A 16647-nucleotide genomic window follows, 5' to 3' on the forward strand; every position below is an offset into this window, starting at 1 on the left:
CGGCGCTGCCGCCCGAGGCTTCGATGGCCGGGCCCATGCGGCTGTAGAGCAGTTCGGCGCGCCTCGTGTCGATCAAATTCATCGCGCCCTTGATGATGCCGTTGGTCTCCAGGAACGCCTCGTCGCACTGGGCGATGATGTCGACGATGGCATTCCCGATACAAAGCACGTCATAGTCCGGCATCAATTCATGTCTCCGCCAAAAACCCACCGGCTTTCTGCCACGCCGGGCGCGGGCGGGTCTAGCGGTTTGATACGGCTTTGCCTAGGCCGCGAGTTATAAATCCGGGCAGAACGCAGATGCTTCGTATCGCGCGGTTTGCGCTTGTCTCGCGACCTGTCTCCGCCTATCCCGAAATATCGCCCATGGGCCTCGTTTGACATGGAATTGGAAACGCCGTGATCCTCGACGCCGCCCGTGCCGCCTTGAGCCGGCTGTTCTCGCCCGAATTCCGTTCCGTGTTCCTGAAGACGCTGGGGCTGACCTTGCTGGCGCTGGCGGCGCTTTGGTTCGGGATCAAGAGCCTGTTCGAATGGCTGGCCTGGCCGTGGATCGATGCATGGCTGCCCGCCCTACCCTCCTGGGCCGGTTGGCTGGGCGCCGTCGTCGCCGGCATCGGCCTTGCGCTGGGCTTGGCGCTGCTCATCGCGCCGGTGACGGCGATCATCGCCGGCCTGTTCCTCGACGACGTCGCCGAAGTGGTCGAGCGCACGGATTATCCAAACGACCTGCCCGGCCGCGCCGTGCCGGCGTTGCGCTCGCTGGTGCTGGCGATCCGGTTTTTCGGCGTCGTCATCCTCGGCAACATCGTCGCCCTGCTGCTTCTGCTGGTGCCGGGCATCAACATTGCCGCCTTCTTCGTCGTCAACGGCTATCTGCTCGGGCGCGAGTTCTTCGAGTTCGCCGCCATGCGCTTTCGCCCGGAGACCGAGGCCAGGGCGCTGCGCAGAAAGCACTCCATCACCGTGTTCCTGGCCGGGTTGGTGGTCGCCGCTTTCCTCGCCGTGCCGCTGCTCAACCTTCTGACGCCACTGTTCGCCGCCGCCATGATGGTGCACCTGCACAAGGCGATCTCGGCACGGGAAGGGAGCTAGCGCAGCAGAAAGCCGCGCCCCAGTTCATCATCGTCCTCGACGATGAATTCGGCCCGCCCTGAGTAATAGGCGCGGCCGCCGACGCGGGCGATGATGGCGTCATGCGGCCCGGCCGTGGCCGTGCGTACGACGGCGCCGGAAAAGCGCGAGCCGGCAATGCTCTCGAACAGCCGCGTCCGGCCAATTTCGATCTGACCCTTGGCGTGCATGGTCGCCAGCCGCGCGGTGACGCCGGAGCCGGTCGGCGAACGGTCGACCTCGGCTTCGGCGAAAACGCAGATGTTTTTGGTCGGCGTATCGGAGAACGCATCCTGTCCGTCGGTCAGGATGGTGCCATAGAGAAAGGCGAGATCGGCATGGTCGGGATGCGACAGCGGCAATTCGGCCTTGAGCTTATTGGTCGCCGCGGTCGCCGCATCGACGAAATCGCGCACCCGATTCCTGCCGAATTCCAGCCCGAACTGGCGGCAGTCGGCGAGTGCATAGAAGGCGCCGCCATAGGCGATGTCAAAGCCGACCGGACCATAGCCCGGCAGCTCGATCCGCCGGTCGCGGGCAAACAGAAACGCCGGCACGCTTTCGAAGGACACCGCGCCGGCCTTGCCATCCCTTACCTCGACTGCAGCCGAAATCAGCCCGCATGGCGCCTCGATATTGACGGTCGTCAGCGGCTCGCGTGGCGCCACCAGCCGCTCGTCGACGGCGTAGCGGCCGAGCGCGACGATGGCGTGGCCGCACATCGTCGAATAGCCCTCATTGTGCATGAACAGCACCGCGAGGTCGGCGCCCGGCAGGTCGGGCTCCACCAGCAGCGCGCCATACATGTCGTAATGGCCGCGCGGCTCGAACATCAGGATCTTTCTGAGATGATCGAGATGGTCGCGCACGTAGGCACGCTTTTCGAGGATCGTGCCCTTGGGAATGTCGGGGTAGCCGCCGGTGACGATCCGCAGCGGCTCGCCGCCGGTGTGCATGTCGACGACGGTGAGCGTCATTCGCCGGGCCCGACCTAGGCTGAAGATTTGGCAAACAGCGCCTGCAGCTTGCCGAACGGCATGGCGGCGCGGGTGAAGCCGAAGGTGCCGTCCTGCTGGATCTCGCGCGCCGCGGTCTCCAGCATGCCGAAAGCAAAATTGGTCAGCCATGGGCCGAGCGAGATGCGCTTTACCCCCGCCATGGCAAGATCGGCGATGGTGAAGCCGGGCCTGGCCATGACGTTCACGGGCTTGGTCAGCGCCGAGCAGACGGTTCGCACCATCTCGATGTCGCCCAGGCCCGGTGCATAGAGCACGTCGGCACCGGCTTTCTCGAAGGCCTGCAGCCGCTTGATCGTGTCGTCGAGATCGGGCTTGCCCCACAGGAAATTCTCGGCCCGCGCGGTGAAGACGAAATCGCGTTTCAGTGCCCGTGCCGCTTCCGCCGCCGCCGCGACGCGATCGACGGCATGCGAAAAATCATAGATCGGCTTGGCGGGCTCGCCGGTATGGTCCTCGATCGAGCAGCCGGCGAGGCCAGCCGCCTCGGCGGCGAAGATGGTCTCGCCGGCACTTGTCGCGCTGTCGCCCTTGCCCTTTTCGAGATCGGCCGAAACCGGCAGCCCGGTCGCCGCCGACACTTCACGGCAATGATGGATCATCGCCTCGAATGTCACCGCGCCATCGGGCAGGCCGCGCGAAAAGGCAAAGCCGGCGCTGGTCGTGGCCAGCGCCTTGAAGCCGAATGAGGCCAATAGCTTGGTCGTGCCAACGTCCCAGGAATTGGCCATGACGAAGATCGAGGCATGCAGGTCGCGAAAAATCTTGCCCTTGTCCATGGATGCTCCCCTCCAGTGCAGAATGCGAGGCAAATTCTAGCCCGGCGGAACGCGCCGGGCAAACAAATGCGGTTGGCTCAGAAGCGTTTGGCGTTCTCATCTGCCAATCGGTCCAGCGCGTCGGAATCCTTGACGTAACGCGAAGCGTTTTTGTCCCAGTGGTAGGTGACGGAAATGTCGCGCGAAGACGCCTCTGGCGGCGGCTGGCCGTCGCAGCTTTCATCGCCCGGCACTGTCGCGTCGGTCACCGTAACCTTGATGGCTGCATAGGGCTGGCCGTCGGCAATCGCCTGGAAGGCCGCATTCTGCGTCCTTCGGTTGGTGCAGAGGTTTTCGTCGAACGTATAGATCATGTCGATCAGCTCGAACCTGTCGTTGCGGACCATGACCAGCGGCGCGATCACATAGCCCTGGCTCGAATTGAAATGCGTGCTCGTGGTGATGATGACGTCATCGCCGGGCCCGATCGACAGCTTGCCCGGATCGCGAAAGTAGGTGCTGCGGTCGACGGCAACATTGACCGCGTCGAGCAAGGCCGGCTTGCCGGTGATGTCGTAGAGTGCCAGCACTGCATAACCCTCGGCGCTGTCAGGCGAGTCGCCGAGGTCGAGCAGCATCGCCAGCCGGTCCTTGCCGCCGGCCTTGATGTCGAGCACGTCGCCGCTGGAAAGACCCGACGTCGCCGGCGGCGAGCCGTCGTAGTCCGGTCCAGCGATGTGGCGCATCTCGATCGGAATCGAACCCCGGAAAAAGCCGTCCTTGTCCGCGGCCAGATCGGGAATGACCATCCTGGCGAGATCGAGATAGGTGACATCGCCGTGGCCGGGGACGGCGCTGCCGAGCTCCGGGAAGCTGACGGCCTCCGCGCTGGCCGTCGTCCAAAGACAGGGCAGCAGCAGGCAGGCAAAGATGAAACGAAGCAGGGAGAAGGTCATGCGCGCGCTCGTTATGTCGGGCGCGCGCAAGCTAAAGCATTTTGCGGCCAAGAGGAAACACCTGGCGTTGCCTCACTATGTTGGCTTGGCTTGGCTCGCCAGGGTCTGCTGGAAAACCGGCACCAGCTGATCCATGGCGGCTGCGAGCCACGCGCCGAGTTCGTCGGGCAGAGTGTCGTGGATCCAGACCAGGCGGCTCCGGCCCTCGCCCTCGGCAAAGACCTGCATGGAGGTATTATCGTGGGTGACCTCATCGCCGAGCCATCCCCACACGATCCGCCGGCTCTGCTCGTCGCGGGCGATGAGCCGCTCTCGCACGATCTTGCCGTCGGCGAAAGTAAGGGCCCGCACGTCGCCCTCATCCACCCGGCAGTCGACGAAAACGCCTGGGGCTATCCGTTGGGCGCCGCCGGCGAAGTCGCCCACCGTCGCCCATACGCTTTCCGGTGAAGCATCTACGATGATTTCCCTGACTATCGAAGCCATGTTCGCTGGTCCCTCTGTTAATAGGTAGACCTGTCTGTCTACATGTGGATGTATACAGACCTGTCTGCTATACGGTCAAGGCATGTCCGCAGCCCGAATCAACGATCGTCCCGAAAGTCTTGCGCGCCGCCGCATCCTCGATACGGCGACCGCGCTGTTTTCTCTGGAGGGGGTCCGTGCAGTCGGCATCGACCGCATCATCGCCGAGGCCGGCGTTGCGAAGGCGACGTTCTATCATCACTTCGCGGCCAAGGACGACCTCGTCCGCGCCTATATCGAGGAGATCAGCAAGGGAGGACGGGCGGCAATCGCGAGCCTTGGCCGGCGGCCACCTCGCTTGATGATCCTTGCCGTATTCGATCTTATTGCCGGCGCGGCGGATCAGCCGGGCTACCGCGGCTGCCCGTTCCAGAATGCCGCGGCCGAATACCCCGACGCGAGGAGCCCGGTTCGCCAGGCAATCGATAAGCATCGTCACTGGAAGTGGGGCATCCTAAGGGATCTGCTGATCGCTGACGCAAATCCCGATCCGGACCGCACCGCAGACGCGCTAACGGTGGCGGCCGACGGCCTCCTTGTCGTCAGTCATCTCGACAGGCCGGCCAATCTGCGCAGTCTCATACGCGACACGGTCGACCGAGTACTTGGGGCGCCGCGCCCGGTCTGAGATCTGGCGCGCATGCAGGCTGCGCAAAGGCGGTCAGTGGATCGGCACCAGCCCGGCCAGTTCACGCATGTCGTCGAACAGGATGCCGCCGGCTTCGATCAGCCCGTCGCGGTCGGAAAGCGGGTCGCCGTGGTAGGAATAGACGCGCATGCCGGCGGCGATGCCGGCTGCCGTGCCGGCGACGCTGTCCTCGATGACGATGCAGTCGGCGGGCGCGAAGCCCATCGTCGCTGCCGCATGCAGGAAGAGGTCGGGGAACGGCTTGCCACGCGAGACCATGGTCGAGCTGAACAGCGCATGCTCGAATAGCGGCAGCAGTCCGGTCTGGCCGAGCGTGATGTGCATTTTGGACACCCGTGCCGACGACGCGACACAGGTGGCGATGCCGGCGGCGTGCACGGTTTCGATGAACTCGCGAACGTAGGGGATGGCCTCGACGCCATGCGCGAACAGGTCCGGCAGGCCGGCGTTCCAGCGCTCGACGAAATCGGCGCCGAGGCTGACGCCGGTCGCCTCGACTTCCTTCTGCACCGAGACCATGCTGCGGCCGGAGAAATTCTTGCGGCAATATTCGAAGCTGGCCGGAAAGCCGGCCGCGGTCAGCCATTCGGCGAGGCGCCGATTGGCCAGGTTCTCGGTGTCGACCAGAACCCCGTCGCAATCGAAGATGACGAGCTTGGGTATTTTCATCAGGCCGTGCCGGTCGATCCGAAGCCGCCCGAGCCGCGCGTTGTGCCGCCAGCCAATGTGCGCTCCTCGACGGTCGCCTGCGTCACCGGGGCGAAGACGATCTGGGCGATCCGCATGCCGCGCGTCACCGCGAAATCCTCGTCGCCGAGATTGATCAGCAGCACCTTGACCTCGCCGCGATAGTCGCTGTCGATGGTGCCCGGCGTGTTGAGGCAGGTGAGCCCGTGCTTGAAGGCGAGGCCCGAACGCGGCCGGACCTGGCCTTCGACGCCCTCCGGAATTTCCAGGACCAGCCCGGTCGGCACCAGCGCGCGCTTTCCCGGCAGGATCAAAAGCGGCCTGTCGTCCGGGACGGCGGCGCGCAGGTCCATGCCGGCGGCGCCCGAGCTTTCATAGGCCGGAAGCGGCAAGCCCTCGCCATGCGGCAGCCTGACAAAGCCGACAGCCGGACCGATGACGGAGGTAGGATAAAGTGCTGCGCGCATGAGGCTGATCCTATCGTCGCGAACGCCGGTCCAGTCAACTCGGCGGCAATGCTATCAACGGCTTTCTTTCAGCACAGTTCCGCTTCAGCGCAGTTCCATCGGAACGACCGTGGTCTCCTTGATCTCCTCCATGACGAAGGAGGCCGAAACGTCCGATAGTGCCACCTTGGCGATCAGCCGCTGGTAGAGCCGGTCATAGGCCTTCACATCGGCGACGCGGGCGCGCAGCACATAGTCGAGATCGCCGGACATGCGGTAAGCGCCGGTGATCTCGGCAAAGCCGGTCACCGCCGCTCGGAATCTTTGCAGCCAGTCGGGATCGTGGTTGGAGGTGCGGATCAGGATGAACACCGAAAGGCCGAGCCCAAGCTTGTCGGCGTCGACCAGCGCCACCCGGCCGGTGATGACGCCGTCTTCCTCCAGCCGCTTGACCCGGCGCCAGCAAGCATTGCGCGACAGCGATATTCTTGCCGAGAGCTGGTCGACGGACAGTGTGCCGTCGCGTTGCAGCTCGGCCAGCAATCTCCGGTCTATTTCGTCGATTTCCGGCGCCATGCGGGATGTTTGTCCCAAAATTCAGCCTTTCACAAGGACAATTTGAGACCGATGAACCGAACACCCATGCCAGTATACTCATCGCCGGCTCTTCATGCCGGCAGGAGGGATCGACATGACAGCACGGCTCGCAAGACTTTTCACCAACCACCCGGCCGCGGTCGGCGAGAGCTATTTCGGCCATATGGCTTTCGCCGCATGGTTCTCGTCGCGATTGTTCATGGCGGCGTTTGCCGCGCTCATTCATGCTTTCTTGCCGTTTCTGTTCGAGACCACGGCAAGCGGCATCATCCGTGAGCTCTATGAGCGGACGCATAACAGAGGACGGTAAGCCGTAGAGGTACCGAGCGGAGCGAGGCCGCTGGACAGGGCCGCCCTCAACGAGCCCCGCAGCGCAATCAAGCGCCGCCATCGTCGAATGCCGAGCCAGGCTTGTATCCACGCGCCAATCCGCCATTTTGGGGATCGCGGCGCGATAGCCCGGAGCATCCACGATGGATATCGTCTTTTCCCCGACGACAGAATTGGCTGCCGCCATTCGCGACCGCAAGATTTCCGCTGTGGAAGCGCTGGACGCGCATCTGGCGCAGATCGACAGGCACAATGAGGCGGTCAACGCAGTCGTAACCCTCGATCGGGAAGGTGCGCGGCAACGCGCCGGCAAGGCCGACGAAGCCCAGGCGCGCGGCGAGGCCCTTGGGCCGCTACACGGCGTGCCGTTCACACTGAAGGACACGCACGAAACAGCGGGCATGAGAACCACTGTCGGCTTCCCGGCTTTCGCCGACTATGCCCCGAGGGCAGACAGTCCGGTCGTTGCCCGGCTGAAGGCGGCAGGCGGCATACTGGTGGGCAAGACGAACGTGGCGACAATGCTCGGTGACTGGCAGTCGAGCAATCCGCTGTTTGGCCGCACCGGCAATCCCTGGAATCTCCAGCGCACCGCCGGCGGCTCCAGTGGCGGTGCGGCGGCGGCGCTCGGCACCGGAATGACGCCGTTCGAGGTCGGCACCGACATGCAGGATTCGATCCGGCTGCCCGCTGCCTTTTGCGGCGTCTACGGCCTCAAGCCGACCGAGCACCGCGTCTCGCTCGCCGGCGCCTTCCCCGATCCAGGCGGGGCGCCGCGCAGCGTGAGGCTGATCTCCTGCCTCGGACCGATGGCGCGCAGCGTCGAGGACCTGGCACTGATCTACCGCCTTATTGCCGGGCCGGATGGAAGCGATACCGACCTTGCGCCGGTACCGGTCGAAACCATGCCGGAGCTGGATCTCAGAAATTTGCGGATTGCCGTCGCGCCGTCCTTTCCGGGCTTTCCGGTGGCCGGCGAAATCAGCGCGGCGGTCGAAAGTCTGGCAAAAGAGCTTCAGGCCGCGGGCGCCATCGTCGAGGAAGCTAAGTTGCCGGAGTTCGACCTGCACGACGACCTAGCACAAGGCGGTGCGCTGATCGGCATGATGCTGGAGGCGGCGCAGCCCGAACCGCGGGAGAAGCCGACACCGGTCTCGCGCTGGTTCGAGGCGCTCGCCCGCCGCGACCGCTCCATCCTGGCGTGGGAACGGTTCTTCGACGGCTGCGACGCCTTGCTGTGCCCGGTCGCCATGGCCACCGCCTTCCCGCATTGCGAGCCAGGAACGCCGATCGGGGTCGACGGTAGCGAGCAAAGCTACTGGATGCTGCCGGCCTATGGCGCGGTGTTCAACTACAGCGGCCACCCCGCACTGTCGCTGCCCTGCGGACAGGACAGCAATGGCCTGCCCATCGGACTACAGATTGTTGGCAAACGCTGGTCGGAGTCGCGCCTGCTCGGGATCGCCAGGGCAATCGACCCGCTGGCCGGCGGCTTTCGCCGCCCGCCCGGTTATTGAGTAAACCGCGCCAGCCCGTAGGGATCAAGCAGAGGATCGCGCTCGCCGTCGAGGATTTCGCAGGCGGCGAACAGGCCGACGGCCGGTGCCAGCGTGATGCCGGAATGCATGACCGCGACGTAGACGCCGCTCGTGCCTTCGGCGCGGCCTATGATCGGAAAGCCATCGACCGGCGTCGGCCGGTAGCCAATGGCGTGGAAATCGAGTTCCAGCCCATCAGTGCCGCGCAGCATCGCCTTCATCGCTGCAAACAGGTCGCGGGCGGTGGCCGCGGCATCCATGCCGGGATCGGCGCCGCCGAAATCCGAGCCGGCGATGATGCGGCCTTCCGCCGTCTGGCGCATATGCAGGCGGTCGCCGATCACCAGGCCGTTGAGCAGCTTTTCGTAGGGGCGCGAATGCACGATCAGGCCGGGCGGCGCCTCGATCGGCAGTTCTATCCCGGCTGTTGCCGCTAGTGCCGGAGAGCCGGCTCCGGCCGCGATCACCACCTCGTCGGCAGCAATCCGCCCGCCGGATGTATCGACGCCGGCAATCCTGCCGTTGGCTTGCACCAGAGCGGTGACGGTTGTCCCGGCTACAATTCGCGCGCCGCGCCGTTCGGCGTCGGCCAGCAGTGCTTGCGTGGCGGCGACCGGCTCGGCAACGCCTTCCTCGGCGACATAAAGGGCGAAATCGGGAAGCTCGGTCAGATTTGGCTCGATGCGCGCCGCTCCGGCACGGTCGACACGCTCGATGCCGTAGCCCCATGCGGAGTGCTCGGCCGCATAGGCCTCAAGTTCGGGACGTGGCAGGTCCCAGCATAGGCCACCGCACCATTGCAACGGGATGCCGGGCACCTCGTTCGCCAATCGCGTCCATTCGGCCATCGACCGAATGCGCAGGCGGAAATAGACCTCCGGATTGCCCCAACTGGCATTGATCCAGGCAAAGGAATTCGGTGTCGCGCCGGCGCCGCTGCCGGCAACGACCGTCACCTTTGCTCCAGCCCTGGTCAGGTGCCAGGCGATGGAGGCGCCGATGATGCCGGCGCCGATGACGATCACTTCTTTCGCAGCTGTCATGCTTCACTCCTCGTTCCAACACCACCACTGCGATGCCATTGCCCGTGGGTTCTGCCAAGAGCGAGCCGTATCAAATGTGCCTCTTGACTTTAATACGTACGTACGTATTGTACCGCGATGGCTAGACATTCACTTCGCGAAAAACTTCTCGACGCCGGTTTCAAAACCATCTGGAGCTCCGGCTATTCGGCCGCCGGCGTACGCGACATCGTCGCCGCGGCCGATGCCCGCCCGGGGTCCTTCACCAATCATTTTGTCTCCAAGGAGGCGTTCACCGGCGAGGTGCTGGACCGCTATTTCGCCTATGTGAGCGGTTTGGTGGAGCAGGCCCTTGCTCGGGACGGCACGCCCCCGGTCGGGCGCTTGCGACGCTATCTCGAAATCATCACGTCGAAGCTGGAGGCGCATGATTGGGCACGGGGCTGCATGATCGGCAATCTCAGCCTCGAGACGGCGGCTCACAGCGAGGCGCTGAGGCTGCAACTCGTCGGCATTTTCGAACGCTGGCGTAAGCCCTTTGCCGAATGCATCGCCGAGGGCCAAGCGGCTGGCGACATCACCGACGCGTTCGATGCCGAGGACCTCGCCGATTTCCTGTTGAGTTCCTGGCAAGGCGCGATGCTGCGCATGAAGGTGGAGCGCAGTCCCGAACCGCTCGAGCGTTTCAAGAATATCGTCTTCAAAACAGTCTTCGCAAAAAGGAGCTGATCCGATGAACCCGAAACTCGAAAAGCAGCAATCCCGCACAACGGTGCCACGCTCGCAAGTCGCGGTGCTCGATTCCACCATCTCCTATGTCGAGGCAGGCACGGCTGGCCCGACGGTACTCTTCCTGCACGGCAACCCGACGTCGTCCTACATCTGGCGCGACATCATCCCGCATGTGGCGCCGTTCGGCCGCTGCATTGCGCCCGACCTGATCGGCTATGGCCAATCCGGCAAGCCGGACATCGACTATCGCTTCTTCGACCACGTCCGCTATCTCGACGCCTTCATCGAGACGCTTGGCATCACCGACATGGTTGTCGTCGCGCAGGACTGGGGCACCGCGCTCGCCTTCCATCTCGCGGCCCGGCGGCCGCAGCGGATCCTCGGCCTCGCCTTCATGGAATTCATCCGCCCCTTCGAGAGTTGGGACGATTTTCACCAGCGTCCGCAGGCGCGCGAATTGTTCAAGGCAATGCGCACGCCTGGCGTCGGTGAGAAGCTTGTCCTGGAAGACAACGTCTTCGTCGAAAAGGTGCTGCCGGCTGCGGTGCTGCGCACGATGAGCGATGAGGAAATGGCCTCCTACCGGGCACCGTTCCCGACGCCGCAATCGCGCAAGCCGATCCTGCGGCTGCCGCGCGACCTGCCGATTGAAGGCCAGCCCGCCGATGTCGCTGCCATCAGCGAGCACGACCATCGGGCGCTCCGGCTCTCCTCCTACCCGAAGGTGCTTTTCTCAGGCGATCCGGGGGCCCTCGTCTCGCCGCAGGCGGCACGGGAATTCGCGGCCGGCCTGAAGAACTGCCGGTTGATCGATCTCGGACCCGGCGCGCATTATCTGCAGGAGGACCATGCCGACAGGATCGGCGCCGCAATTGCCGAGTGGATTCCGGAGGTGGCCTTCGAGAGCCGAGCGACCGAATCGGCCTGACGTCGGGACGTGAACCGGCGGCTGCGGCAGCCGGAGAGGTCGACAGCTTAGCTCTGCCGGTGCCAAGCGATGGAGGCGCCAATGATGCCGGATCCAATGACGATGATGTTCTTGTTCGCGGCCGTGTACCTTCAAACGCCCAGGACTTCTTGCCCTCGTTGCCACCATGCTACAGACTTGCCAAGAGCGTTGCCGGGACCGCTCTCGAAGCGGGTCGATGACGATCGCCTCACTGGAAACGTTCAGCTCAATCACATGAGGGTCATTTGCGCCGCTGGATAAAAGGGCTGGTTTTTGCTGCAGCCGGAGCCGCCATTGTCTATGCCGTCTTCTTCGGCCCGCTGCCGATCGTTCGATCTTGGTGGCAGGACGACAACTGGCTGGATCCTTTGCATAAGCGCCATCGCATTGCTGACGGTTTGGTGCTGACCGGGGCGTTGGTTGGGAAATCGCGAGCAGAAGTTGTTGCCATGCTCGGCGAGCCGCCGAAGACGGACTATTTCGAGGACTGGAGTCTGGTTTATATTCTTGGTTCGGAAAGAGGATTTTTTTCGATCGATTCTGAATGGCTGGTTATGCGCCTGGATGACGCTGGCTCGGTCACGCAGGCGGCTATCGTCAGAGACTGAACCTGCTGCCGGGGTATCAGCGGTGTTTCCGTTCGACAGGCCGGAAAAGCGCTGCTAGAAGCCCGCGCCACAGACAGGATTCCATGAAATTGGCTGAAGACATCGAACAAGCGGTATCGCGCCGCCGCACTTTCGCGATCATTGCCCACCCCGACGCCGGCAAGACGACGCTCACCGAAAAACTGCTTTTGTTCGGCGGCGCCATCCAGCTTGCCGGCGAGGTCAAGGCCAAGAAGGACCGCATCCAGACCCGCTCGGACTGGATGAAGATCGAACGCGAGCGCGGCATTTCGGTGGTCACCTCGGTGATGACCTTCGAATACGAGGACACCGTCTTCAACCTGCTCGACACGCCCGGCCACGAGGATTTCGCCGACGACACCTATCGCACGCTGTCGGCGGTCGACAGCGCGGTCATGGTGATCGACGCCGCCAAGGGCATCGAGCCGCGCACGCTGAAACTGTTCGAGGTCTGCCGGCTGCGCGACATCCCGATCATCACCTTCGTCAACAAAATGGACCGCGAAAGCCGAGACCCGTTCGACATCCTCGATGAAATCGAGCAGAAGCTGGCACTGGATACAGCGCCGATCACCTGGCCGATCGGCCGCGGCAAGACCTTTTCCGGGACCTACCATCTGGCGCTGAACGCGGTACGCAAGGGCGACGCCGAAAAGGAGCGCACGCCGGTCAATGGACCCGATTCCAACCGCGTCGCCGGCCTGTTGCCGGAGAACGAGCGCGAGGCCTTCATCGAGGAGCTGGAGCTGGCGCGCGCGGCCTGTCGACCGCTCGACCTCGATGCCTTCCGCGAGGGCCATTTGACGCCGGTCTATTTCGGTTCGGCGCTGCGCAATTACGGCGTGCGCGACCTGATCGAGGCGCTCGGCGCCTACGGGCCGCCGCCGCGCGCGCAGGAGGCCGACAGCCGCAAGGTCGAGGCGACCGAGGACAAGATGACCTCCTTCGTCTTCAAGATCCAGGCCAATATGGACCCCAATCACCGCGACCGCATCGCTTTCGTCCGCGTCTGCTCCGGCAAGCTCGAGCGCGGCATGAAGGCCAAGCTGGTGCGCACGGGAAAACCGATGAGCCTGTCGGCACCGCAATTCTTCTTCGCCCGCACCCGCGTCACGGCCGACGAGGCGTTCGCCGGCGATGTCGTCGGCATCCCCAACCACGGCACGCTGCGCATCGGCGACACGCTGACCGAAGGCGAGGAGATCCTGTTTCGCGGCGTGCCGAATTTCGCGCCTGAAATCCTGCGCCGCGTTCGCCTCGGCGATGCCATGAAAGCCAAGAAGCTCAAGGAAGCGCTGCACCAGATGGCCGAGGAAGGCGTCGTGCAATTGTTCTCGCCGGAGGACGGCTCGCCAGCCATCGTCGGCGTCGTCGGCGCCCTGCAGCTCGACGTCTTGAAGGAGCGGCTAAACTTCGAATACACGCTGCCGGTCGATTTCGAGATGTCGCGCTTTTCCGTCTGCCGCTGGATATCGGCCGACGACAGGGCCGAGCTCCAGCGCTTCATCGAGGCGCATCGCGGCGACATTGCCCGCGACCTCGACAACGATCCGGTGTTCCTCGCCCAGCACGCCTTCTCGCTCAACTACGAGGCCGAGCGCTGGAAGGCGATCCGCTTCGCCGCGGTCAAGGATTATCAGGTCCGCGACAGAGCGGCTTGATGCGCCCCTTCCCTTCTCCCCTTGTGGGAGAAGGTGTCGCCGAAGGCGACGGATGAGGGGTGTTCCAGGAAACACCAACGTCTCATTCCGTCCAGCACCCCTCAACCGTCTCGGCGCTTCGCGCCGATCCACCTTCTCCCACAAGGGGAGAAGGAAAGATCGCGTTCGTTCACCCTTTCGCTGCCTCTTCGATCTTGGCGATGTCGATCTTGCTCATCTGCATCATCGCCTGCATCACGCGGCCGGCCTTTTCCCTATCGGGGTCCAGCAGCAGCCTGGGCAGCTGCTCGGGAACGACCTGCCAGGAGAGGCCGAATTTGTCCTTCAGCCAGCTGCACTGGCTGGGCTGGCCACCGCCCGCGATGAGCCTGTCCCAGAAATAGTCGGCCTCTTCCTGCGTCTTGCAGTCGATGGAGAGCGAGACTGCCTGGGTGAACTTGAATTGCGGGCCGCCGTTGAGCGCCTGGAACTGAACGCCGTCGAGTTCGAATGAGACCATCAGCACCTTGCCCTCATTATCGCCACTGCCCTGGGGCCAGCGCATCACGCTCAGCACCTTCGAATTCTTGAAGATGGAGATGTAATGGTTCATGGCCTCCTCGGCCTGGTCGTCGAACCACAGGCAGGGGGTGATCTTTTGCATTCTCTTGCTCCTCGGGCTGGTTTTGGCTTGTTTCACTCGCAAAACGGCCGGCTGGCAATTGATGCCCGGTCCCGCCGTCAGCTCAAGGACGCTCGAGCAAAACACGATCCGACAGCACTTCTGACTTTTTTACGGCCTGGACCGGCTGCGTCTTTGGCTGGCCGCTCGTTCCGCACCCTGGCGCAGCGTAAAATTGTGGCCAGACCAGAGTGTGCCGTCTATAAGGCCTGCGGCTCAATTCCGGTTTTCCGCACCTTTGGGCGCGACGCAGACAGCAAGGACAGTTCAATGCCCGCCTATCGTTCCCGCACCACCACCCATGGCCGCAACATGGCCGGCGCTCGCGGCCTGTGGCGCGCTACCGGCATGAAGGATTCGGATTTCGGCAAACCGATCATTGCCGTGGTCAATTCCTTCACCCAATTCGTGCCGGGCCATGTCCATTTGAAGGATCTCGGCCAGCTGGTTGCCCGCGAGATCGAAAAAGCCGGCGGCGTCGCCAAGGAGTTCAACACCATTGCCGTCGATGACGGCATCGCCATGGGCCATGACGGCATGCTCTATTCGCTGCCGTCGCGCGAATTGATCGCCGACTCGGTCGAATACATGGTCAACGCGCACTGCGCCGACGCGATGGTCTGCATCTCGAATTGCGACAAGATCACGCCCGGCATGCTGATGGCGTCGCTGCGCCTCAACATCCCGACCGTCTTCGTCTCCGGCGGGCCGATGGAGGCCGGCAAGGTGGTGCTCGCCGGCAAGAGCCAGGCGCTTGATCTGGTCGACGCTATGGTCGCGGCCGCCGACGACAAAGTGTCCGACGAGGACGTCAGGACCATCGAACGCTCGGCCTGTCCGACCTGCGGTTCCTGCTCCGGCATGTTCACCGCCAATTCGATGAACTGCCTGACCGAGGCGCTCGGCCTGTCCTTGCCCGGCAATGGTTCGACGCTGGCGACGCATGCCGACCGCAAGCGCCTGTTCGTCGAGGCCGGCCACCTGATCGTCGATCTTGCCCAGCGCTATTACGAGCAGGACGACGACACCGCGCTGCCGCGCAGCATCGCCTCGAAGGGCGCCTTCGAGAACGCCATGACACTCGACATCGCCATGGGCGGTTCGACCAACACCGTGCTGCACATCCTTGCCGCGGCACATGAGGGCGAGGTCGACTTCACCATGGAGGACATCGACCGGTTGTCGCGGCGGGTGCCGGTGCTGTGCAAGGTGGCTCCGGCCAAGGCTGACGTCCACATGGAGGATGTCCATCGCGCCGGCGGCATCATGGCCATCCTCGGCCAGTTGGATAGCGCCGGGCTGATCAACCGCGACCTGCCGACGGTGCACACCGCAAGCCTCGGCGAAGCGCTCGATCATTGGGATATTTCGCGCACCACCAGCCAGAATGTCCGGGATTTCTTCCTGGCGGCACCCGGCGGCGTGCCGACGCAAGTCGCGTTCAGCCAGGACCGCCGCTGGGACGATCTCGATCTCGACCGCGAGAAGGGCGTCATCCGCTCGGCCGAACATCCTTTCTCCAGGGATGGCGGCCTTGCCGTGCTGAAAGGCAATCTGGCAATCGATGGCTGCATCGTGAAGACGGCGGGCGTCGATGAATCGATCCTGAAATTCACCGGTCCGGCAAGAGTGTTCGAAAGCCAGGACGCCAGCGTCAAGGCGATCCTGTCGAACGAGATCAAGGCCGGCGATGTCGTCGTCATCCGCTATGAAGGGCCACGCGGCGGACCCGGCATGCAGGAAATGCTCTACCCGACCAGCTATTTGAAGTCGAAAGGTCTCGGCAAAGCCTGCGCACTGATCACCGACGGTCGTTTTTCCGGCGGCACCTCCGGCCTGTCGATCGGCCATGTCTCGCCGGAAGCCGCGGAAGGCGGTCTGATCGGGCTGGTCAGGGAAGGCGACACGATCGAGATCGATATCCCCAACCGCACCATCAGGCTTGCTGTCGACGACGCCGAACTCATCGCCCGTCGCGCCGCGATGGAGGCCAGGGGAACGGCTGCCTGGAAGCCCGAAGAAAAGCGCAAGCGCAAGGTGACGACGGCCTTGCGCGCCTATGCGGCGATGGCGACAAGTGCCGCCAAGGGGGCGGTGCGGTACGTGCCGGAATAGAGGCTTTTCCTTCTCCCCTTCTGGGAGAAGGTGGATTGGCGCGCAGCGCCAAGACGGTTGAGGGGTGCTGGACGGAGTGTCGTCGGCGCCAAGCTGGAACACCCCTCATCCGACCGAGCTTCGCTCGGCCACCTTCTCCCACAAGGATGTTTGGACCGGAGACATCGCGAACAGATGTGCGAGGACATCGCGAACAGTTTTGCGCTTTTGCGCGAGGGGGTTCGGGATGCCATTCGAGGACAGAAGCGTGATGAAGCAGAAGC

At 63.8% G+C, this 16647-nt stretch carries 18 protein-coding genes and 1 pseudogene; 9 read left to right on the forward strand and 10 right to left on the reverse strand.

All coding sequences use genetic code 11. From position 1 onward, the window contains the following. Positions 1–184: pseudogene (locus NKJ91_RS31800) on the reverse strand (adenosine kinase); the annotation flags it as partial. Positions 185–399: 215 nt separating this feature from the next. On the opposite strand from NKJ91_RS31800, the gene NKJ91_RS31805 reads away from it, so the two are divergent. After that, on the forward strand, positions 400–1095 hold the full coding sequence (locus tag NKJ91_RS31805) for a sulfate transporter family protein (RefSeq protein WP_352458650.1): 696 nt from the start codon (positions 400–402) through the stop codon (positions 1093–1095). Here the strand turns inward: NKJ91_RS31805 and NKJ91_RS31810 are convergent. The 4 genes from NKJ91_RS31810 to NKJ91_RS31825 all read right to left on the reverse strand — a co-directional run bounded on the left by NKJ91_RS31810 (position 1092) and on the right by NKJ91_RS31825 (position 4329). Then, the gene (locus NKJ91_RS31810; protein WP_352458651.1) at positions 1092–2090 is read right to left on the reverse strand and encodes a proline racemase family protein; all 999 of its coding nucleotides are present in this window, start codon (positions 2088–2090) and stop codon (positions 1092–1094) included. The genes NKJ91_RS31805 and NKJ91_RS31810 overlap by 4 nt on opposite strands. Positions 2091–2104: 14 nt before the next feature. Continuing rightward, positions 2105–2908: an isocitrate lyase/PEP mutase family protein gene (locus NKJ91_RS31815; protein WP_352458652.1), complete on the reverse strand. Its 804-nt coding sequence runs from the start codon at positions 2906–2908 to the stop codon at positions 2105–2107. 77 nt (positions 2909–2985) lie between these two features. Beyond that, on the reverse strand, positions 2986–3843 hold the full coding sequence (locus NKJ91_RS31820; RefSeq protein ID WP_352458653.1) for a hypothetical protein: 858 nt from the start codon (positions 3841–3843) through the stop codon (positions 2986–2988). 75 nt (positions 3844–3918) lie between these two features. Further along, on the reverse strand, positions 3919–4329 hold the full coding sequence (locus NKJ91_RS31825) for an SRPBCC family protein (RefSeq protein ID WP_352458654.1): 411 nt from the start codon (positions 4327–4329) through the stop codon (positions 3919–3921). Positions 4330–4411: 82 nt separating this feature from the next. On the opposite strand from NKJ91_RS31825, the gene NKJ91_RS31830 reads away from it, so the two are divergent. Continuing rightward, positions 4412–4996, forward strand: coding sequence for a TetR/AcrR family transcriptional regulator (locus tag NKJ91_RS31830; RefSeq protein ID WP_352458655.1), 585 nt, complete (start codon positions 4412–4414; stop codon positions 4994–4996). Positions 4997–5029: 33 nt separating this feature from the next. On the opposite strand, the gene NKJ91_RS31835 is transcribed toward NKJ91_RS31830, so the two are convergent. The 3 genes from NKJ91_RS31835 to NKJ91_RS31845 form a co-directional block, all read right to left on the reverse strand. Beyond that, positions 5030–5686: an HAD family hydrolase gene (locus NKJ91_RS31835; RefSeq protein ID WP_352458656.1), complete on the reverse strand. Its 657-nt coding sequence runs from the start codon at positions 5684–5686 to the stop codon at positions 5030–5032. After that, complete coding sequence (gene dut, locus NKJ91_RS31840; protein WP_023717930.1) at positions 5686–6171, reverse strand: dUTP diphosphatase; 486 nt, start codon at positions 6169–6171, stop codon at positions 5686–5688. The genes NKJ91_RS31835 and dut overlap by 1 nt, the downstream gene beginning before the upstream one ends. A gap of 84 nt (positions 6172–6255) precedes the next feature. After that, positions 6256–6726 carry an Lrp/AsnC family transcriptional regulator gene (locus tag NKJ91_RS31845; RefSeq protein ID WP_023676368.1) on the reverse strand — a complete coding sequence of 157 codons (471 nt, stop codon included), beginning with the start codon at positions 6724–6726 and terminating at the stop codon, positions 6256–6258. A gap of 115 nt (positions 6727–6841) precedes the next feature. On the opposite strand from NKJ91_RS31845, the gene NKJ91_RS31850 reads away from it, so the two are divergent. Continuing rightward, positions 6842–7057 (forward strand): DUF6356 family protein, encoded by a 216-nt coding sequence (locus NKJ91_RS31850; RefSeq protein ID WP_352458657.1) that lies wholly within the window; start codon positions 6842–6844, stop codon positions 7055–7057. Positions 7058–7220: 163 nt separating this feature from the next. Next, positions 7221–8594, forward strand: a complete 1374-nt coding sequence (locus NKJ91_RS31855) for an amidase (protein ID WP_352458658.1) — start codon at positions 7221–7223, stop codon at positions 8592–8594. On the opposite strand, the gene NKJ91_RS31860 is transcribed toward NKJ91_RS31855, so the two are convergent. Further along, on the reverse strand, positions 8588–9658 hold the full coding sequence (locus NKJ91_RS31860; RefSeq protein ID WP_352458659.1) for an NAD(P)/FAD-dependent oxidoreductase: 1071 nt from the start codon (positions 9656–9658) through the stop codon (positions 8588–8590). The genes NKJ91_RS31855 and NKJ91_RS31860 overlap by 7 nt on opposite strands. A 117-nt stretch (positions 9659–9775) precedes the next feature. Between NKJ91_RS31860 and NKJ91_RS31865 the strand changes: the two genes are divergently transcribed. The 4 genes from NKJ91_RS31865 (at position 9776) to NKJ91_RS31880 (ending at position 13608) form a co-directional block, all read left to right on the forward strand. After that, the gene (locus NKJ91_RS31865) at positions 9776–10366 is read left to right on the forward strand and encodes a TetR/AcrR family transcriptional regulator (protein WP_352458660.1); all 591 of its coding nucleotides are present in this window, start codon (positions 9776–9778) and stop codon (positions 10364–10366) included. A 4-nt stretch (positions 10367–10370) separates the two neighbouring features. Next, positions 10371–11297 (forward strand): haloalkane dehalogenase, encoded by a 927-nt coding sequence (locus NKJ91_RS31870; RefSeq protein ID WP_352458661.1) that lies wholly within the window; start codon positions 10371–10373, stop codon positions 11295–11297. A 266-nt stretch (positions 11298–11563) separates the two neighbouring features. Then, positions 11564–11926: a hypothetical protein gene (locus NKJ91_RS31875; RefSeq protein ID WP_352458662.1), complete on the forward strand. Its 363-nt coding sequence runs from the start codon at positions 11564–11566 to the stop codon at positions 11924–11926. A gap of 83 nt (positions 11927–12009) precedes the next feature. Beyond that, on the forward strand, positions 12010–13608 hold the full coding sequence (locus tag NKJ91_RS31880) for a peptide chain release factor 3 (protein ID WP_502895676.1): 1599 nt from the start codon (positions 12010–12012) through the stop codon (positions 13606–13608). 169 nt (positions 13609–13777) lie between these two features. Here the strand turns inward: NKJ91_RS31880 and NKJ91_RS31885 are convergent, their stop codons facing one another. Next, positions 13778–14251 (reverse strand): VOC family protein, encoded by a 474-nt coding sequence (locus NKJ91_RS31885; protein WP_352458664.1) that lies wholly within the window; start codon positions 14249–14251, stop codon positions 13778–13780. 288 nt (positions 14252–14539) lie between these two features. Here NKJ91_RS31885 and ilvD point away from each other — a divergent pair, with 288 nt between their 5' ends. Beyond that, a complete protein-coding gene (ilvD, locus tag NKJ91_RS31890; RefSeq protein ID WP_352458665.1) occupies positions 14540–16384 on the forward strand; it encodes a dihydroxy-acid dehydratase in 1845 nt (614 codons plus the stop codon). Positions 16385–16647: the final 263 nt, after the last annotated feature.

Origin of the sequence: Mesorhizobium sp. M0040 (assembly GCF_040323505.1) — a bacterium.
In the GTDB taxonomy this organism is placed as follows: domain Bacteria; phylum Pseudomonadota; class Alphaproteobacteria; order Rhizobiales; family Rhizobiaceae; genus Mesorhizobium.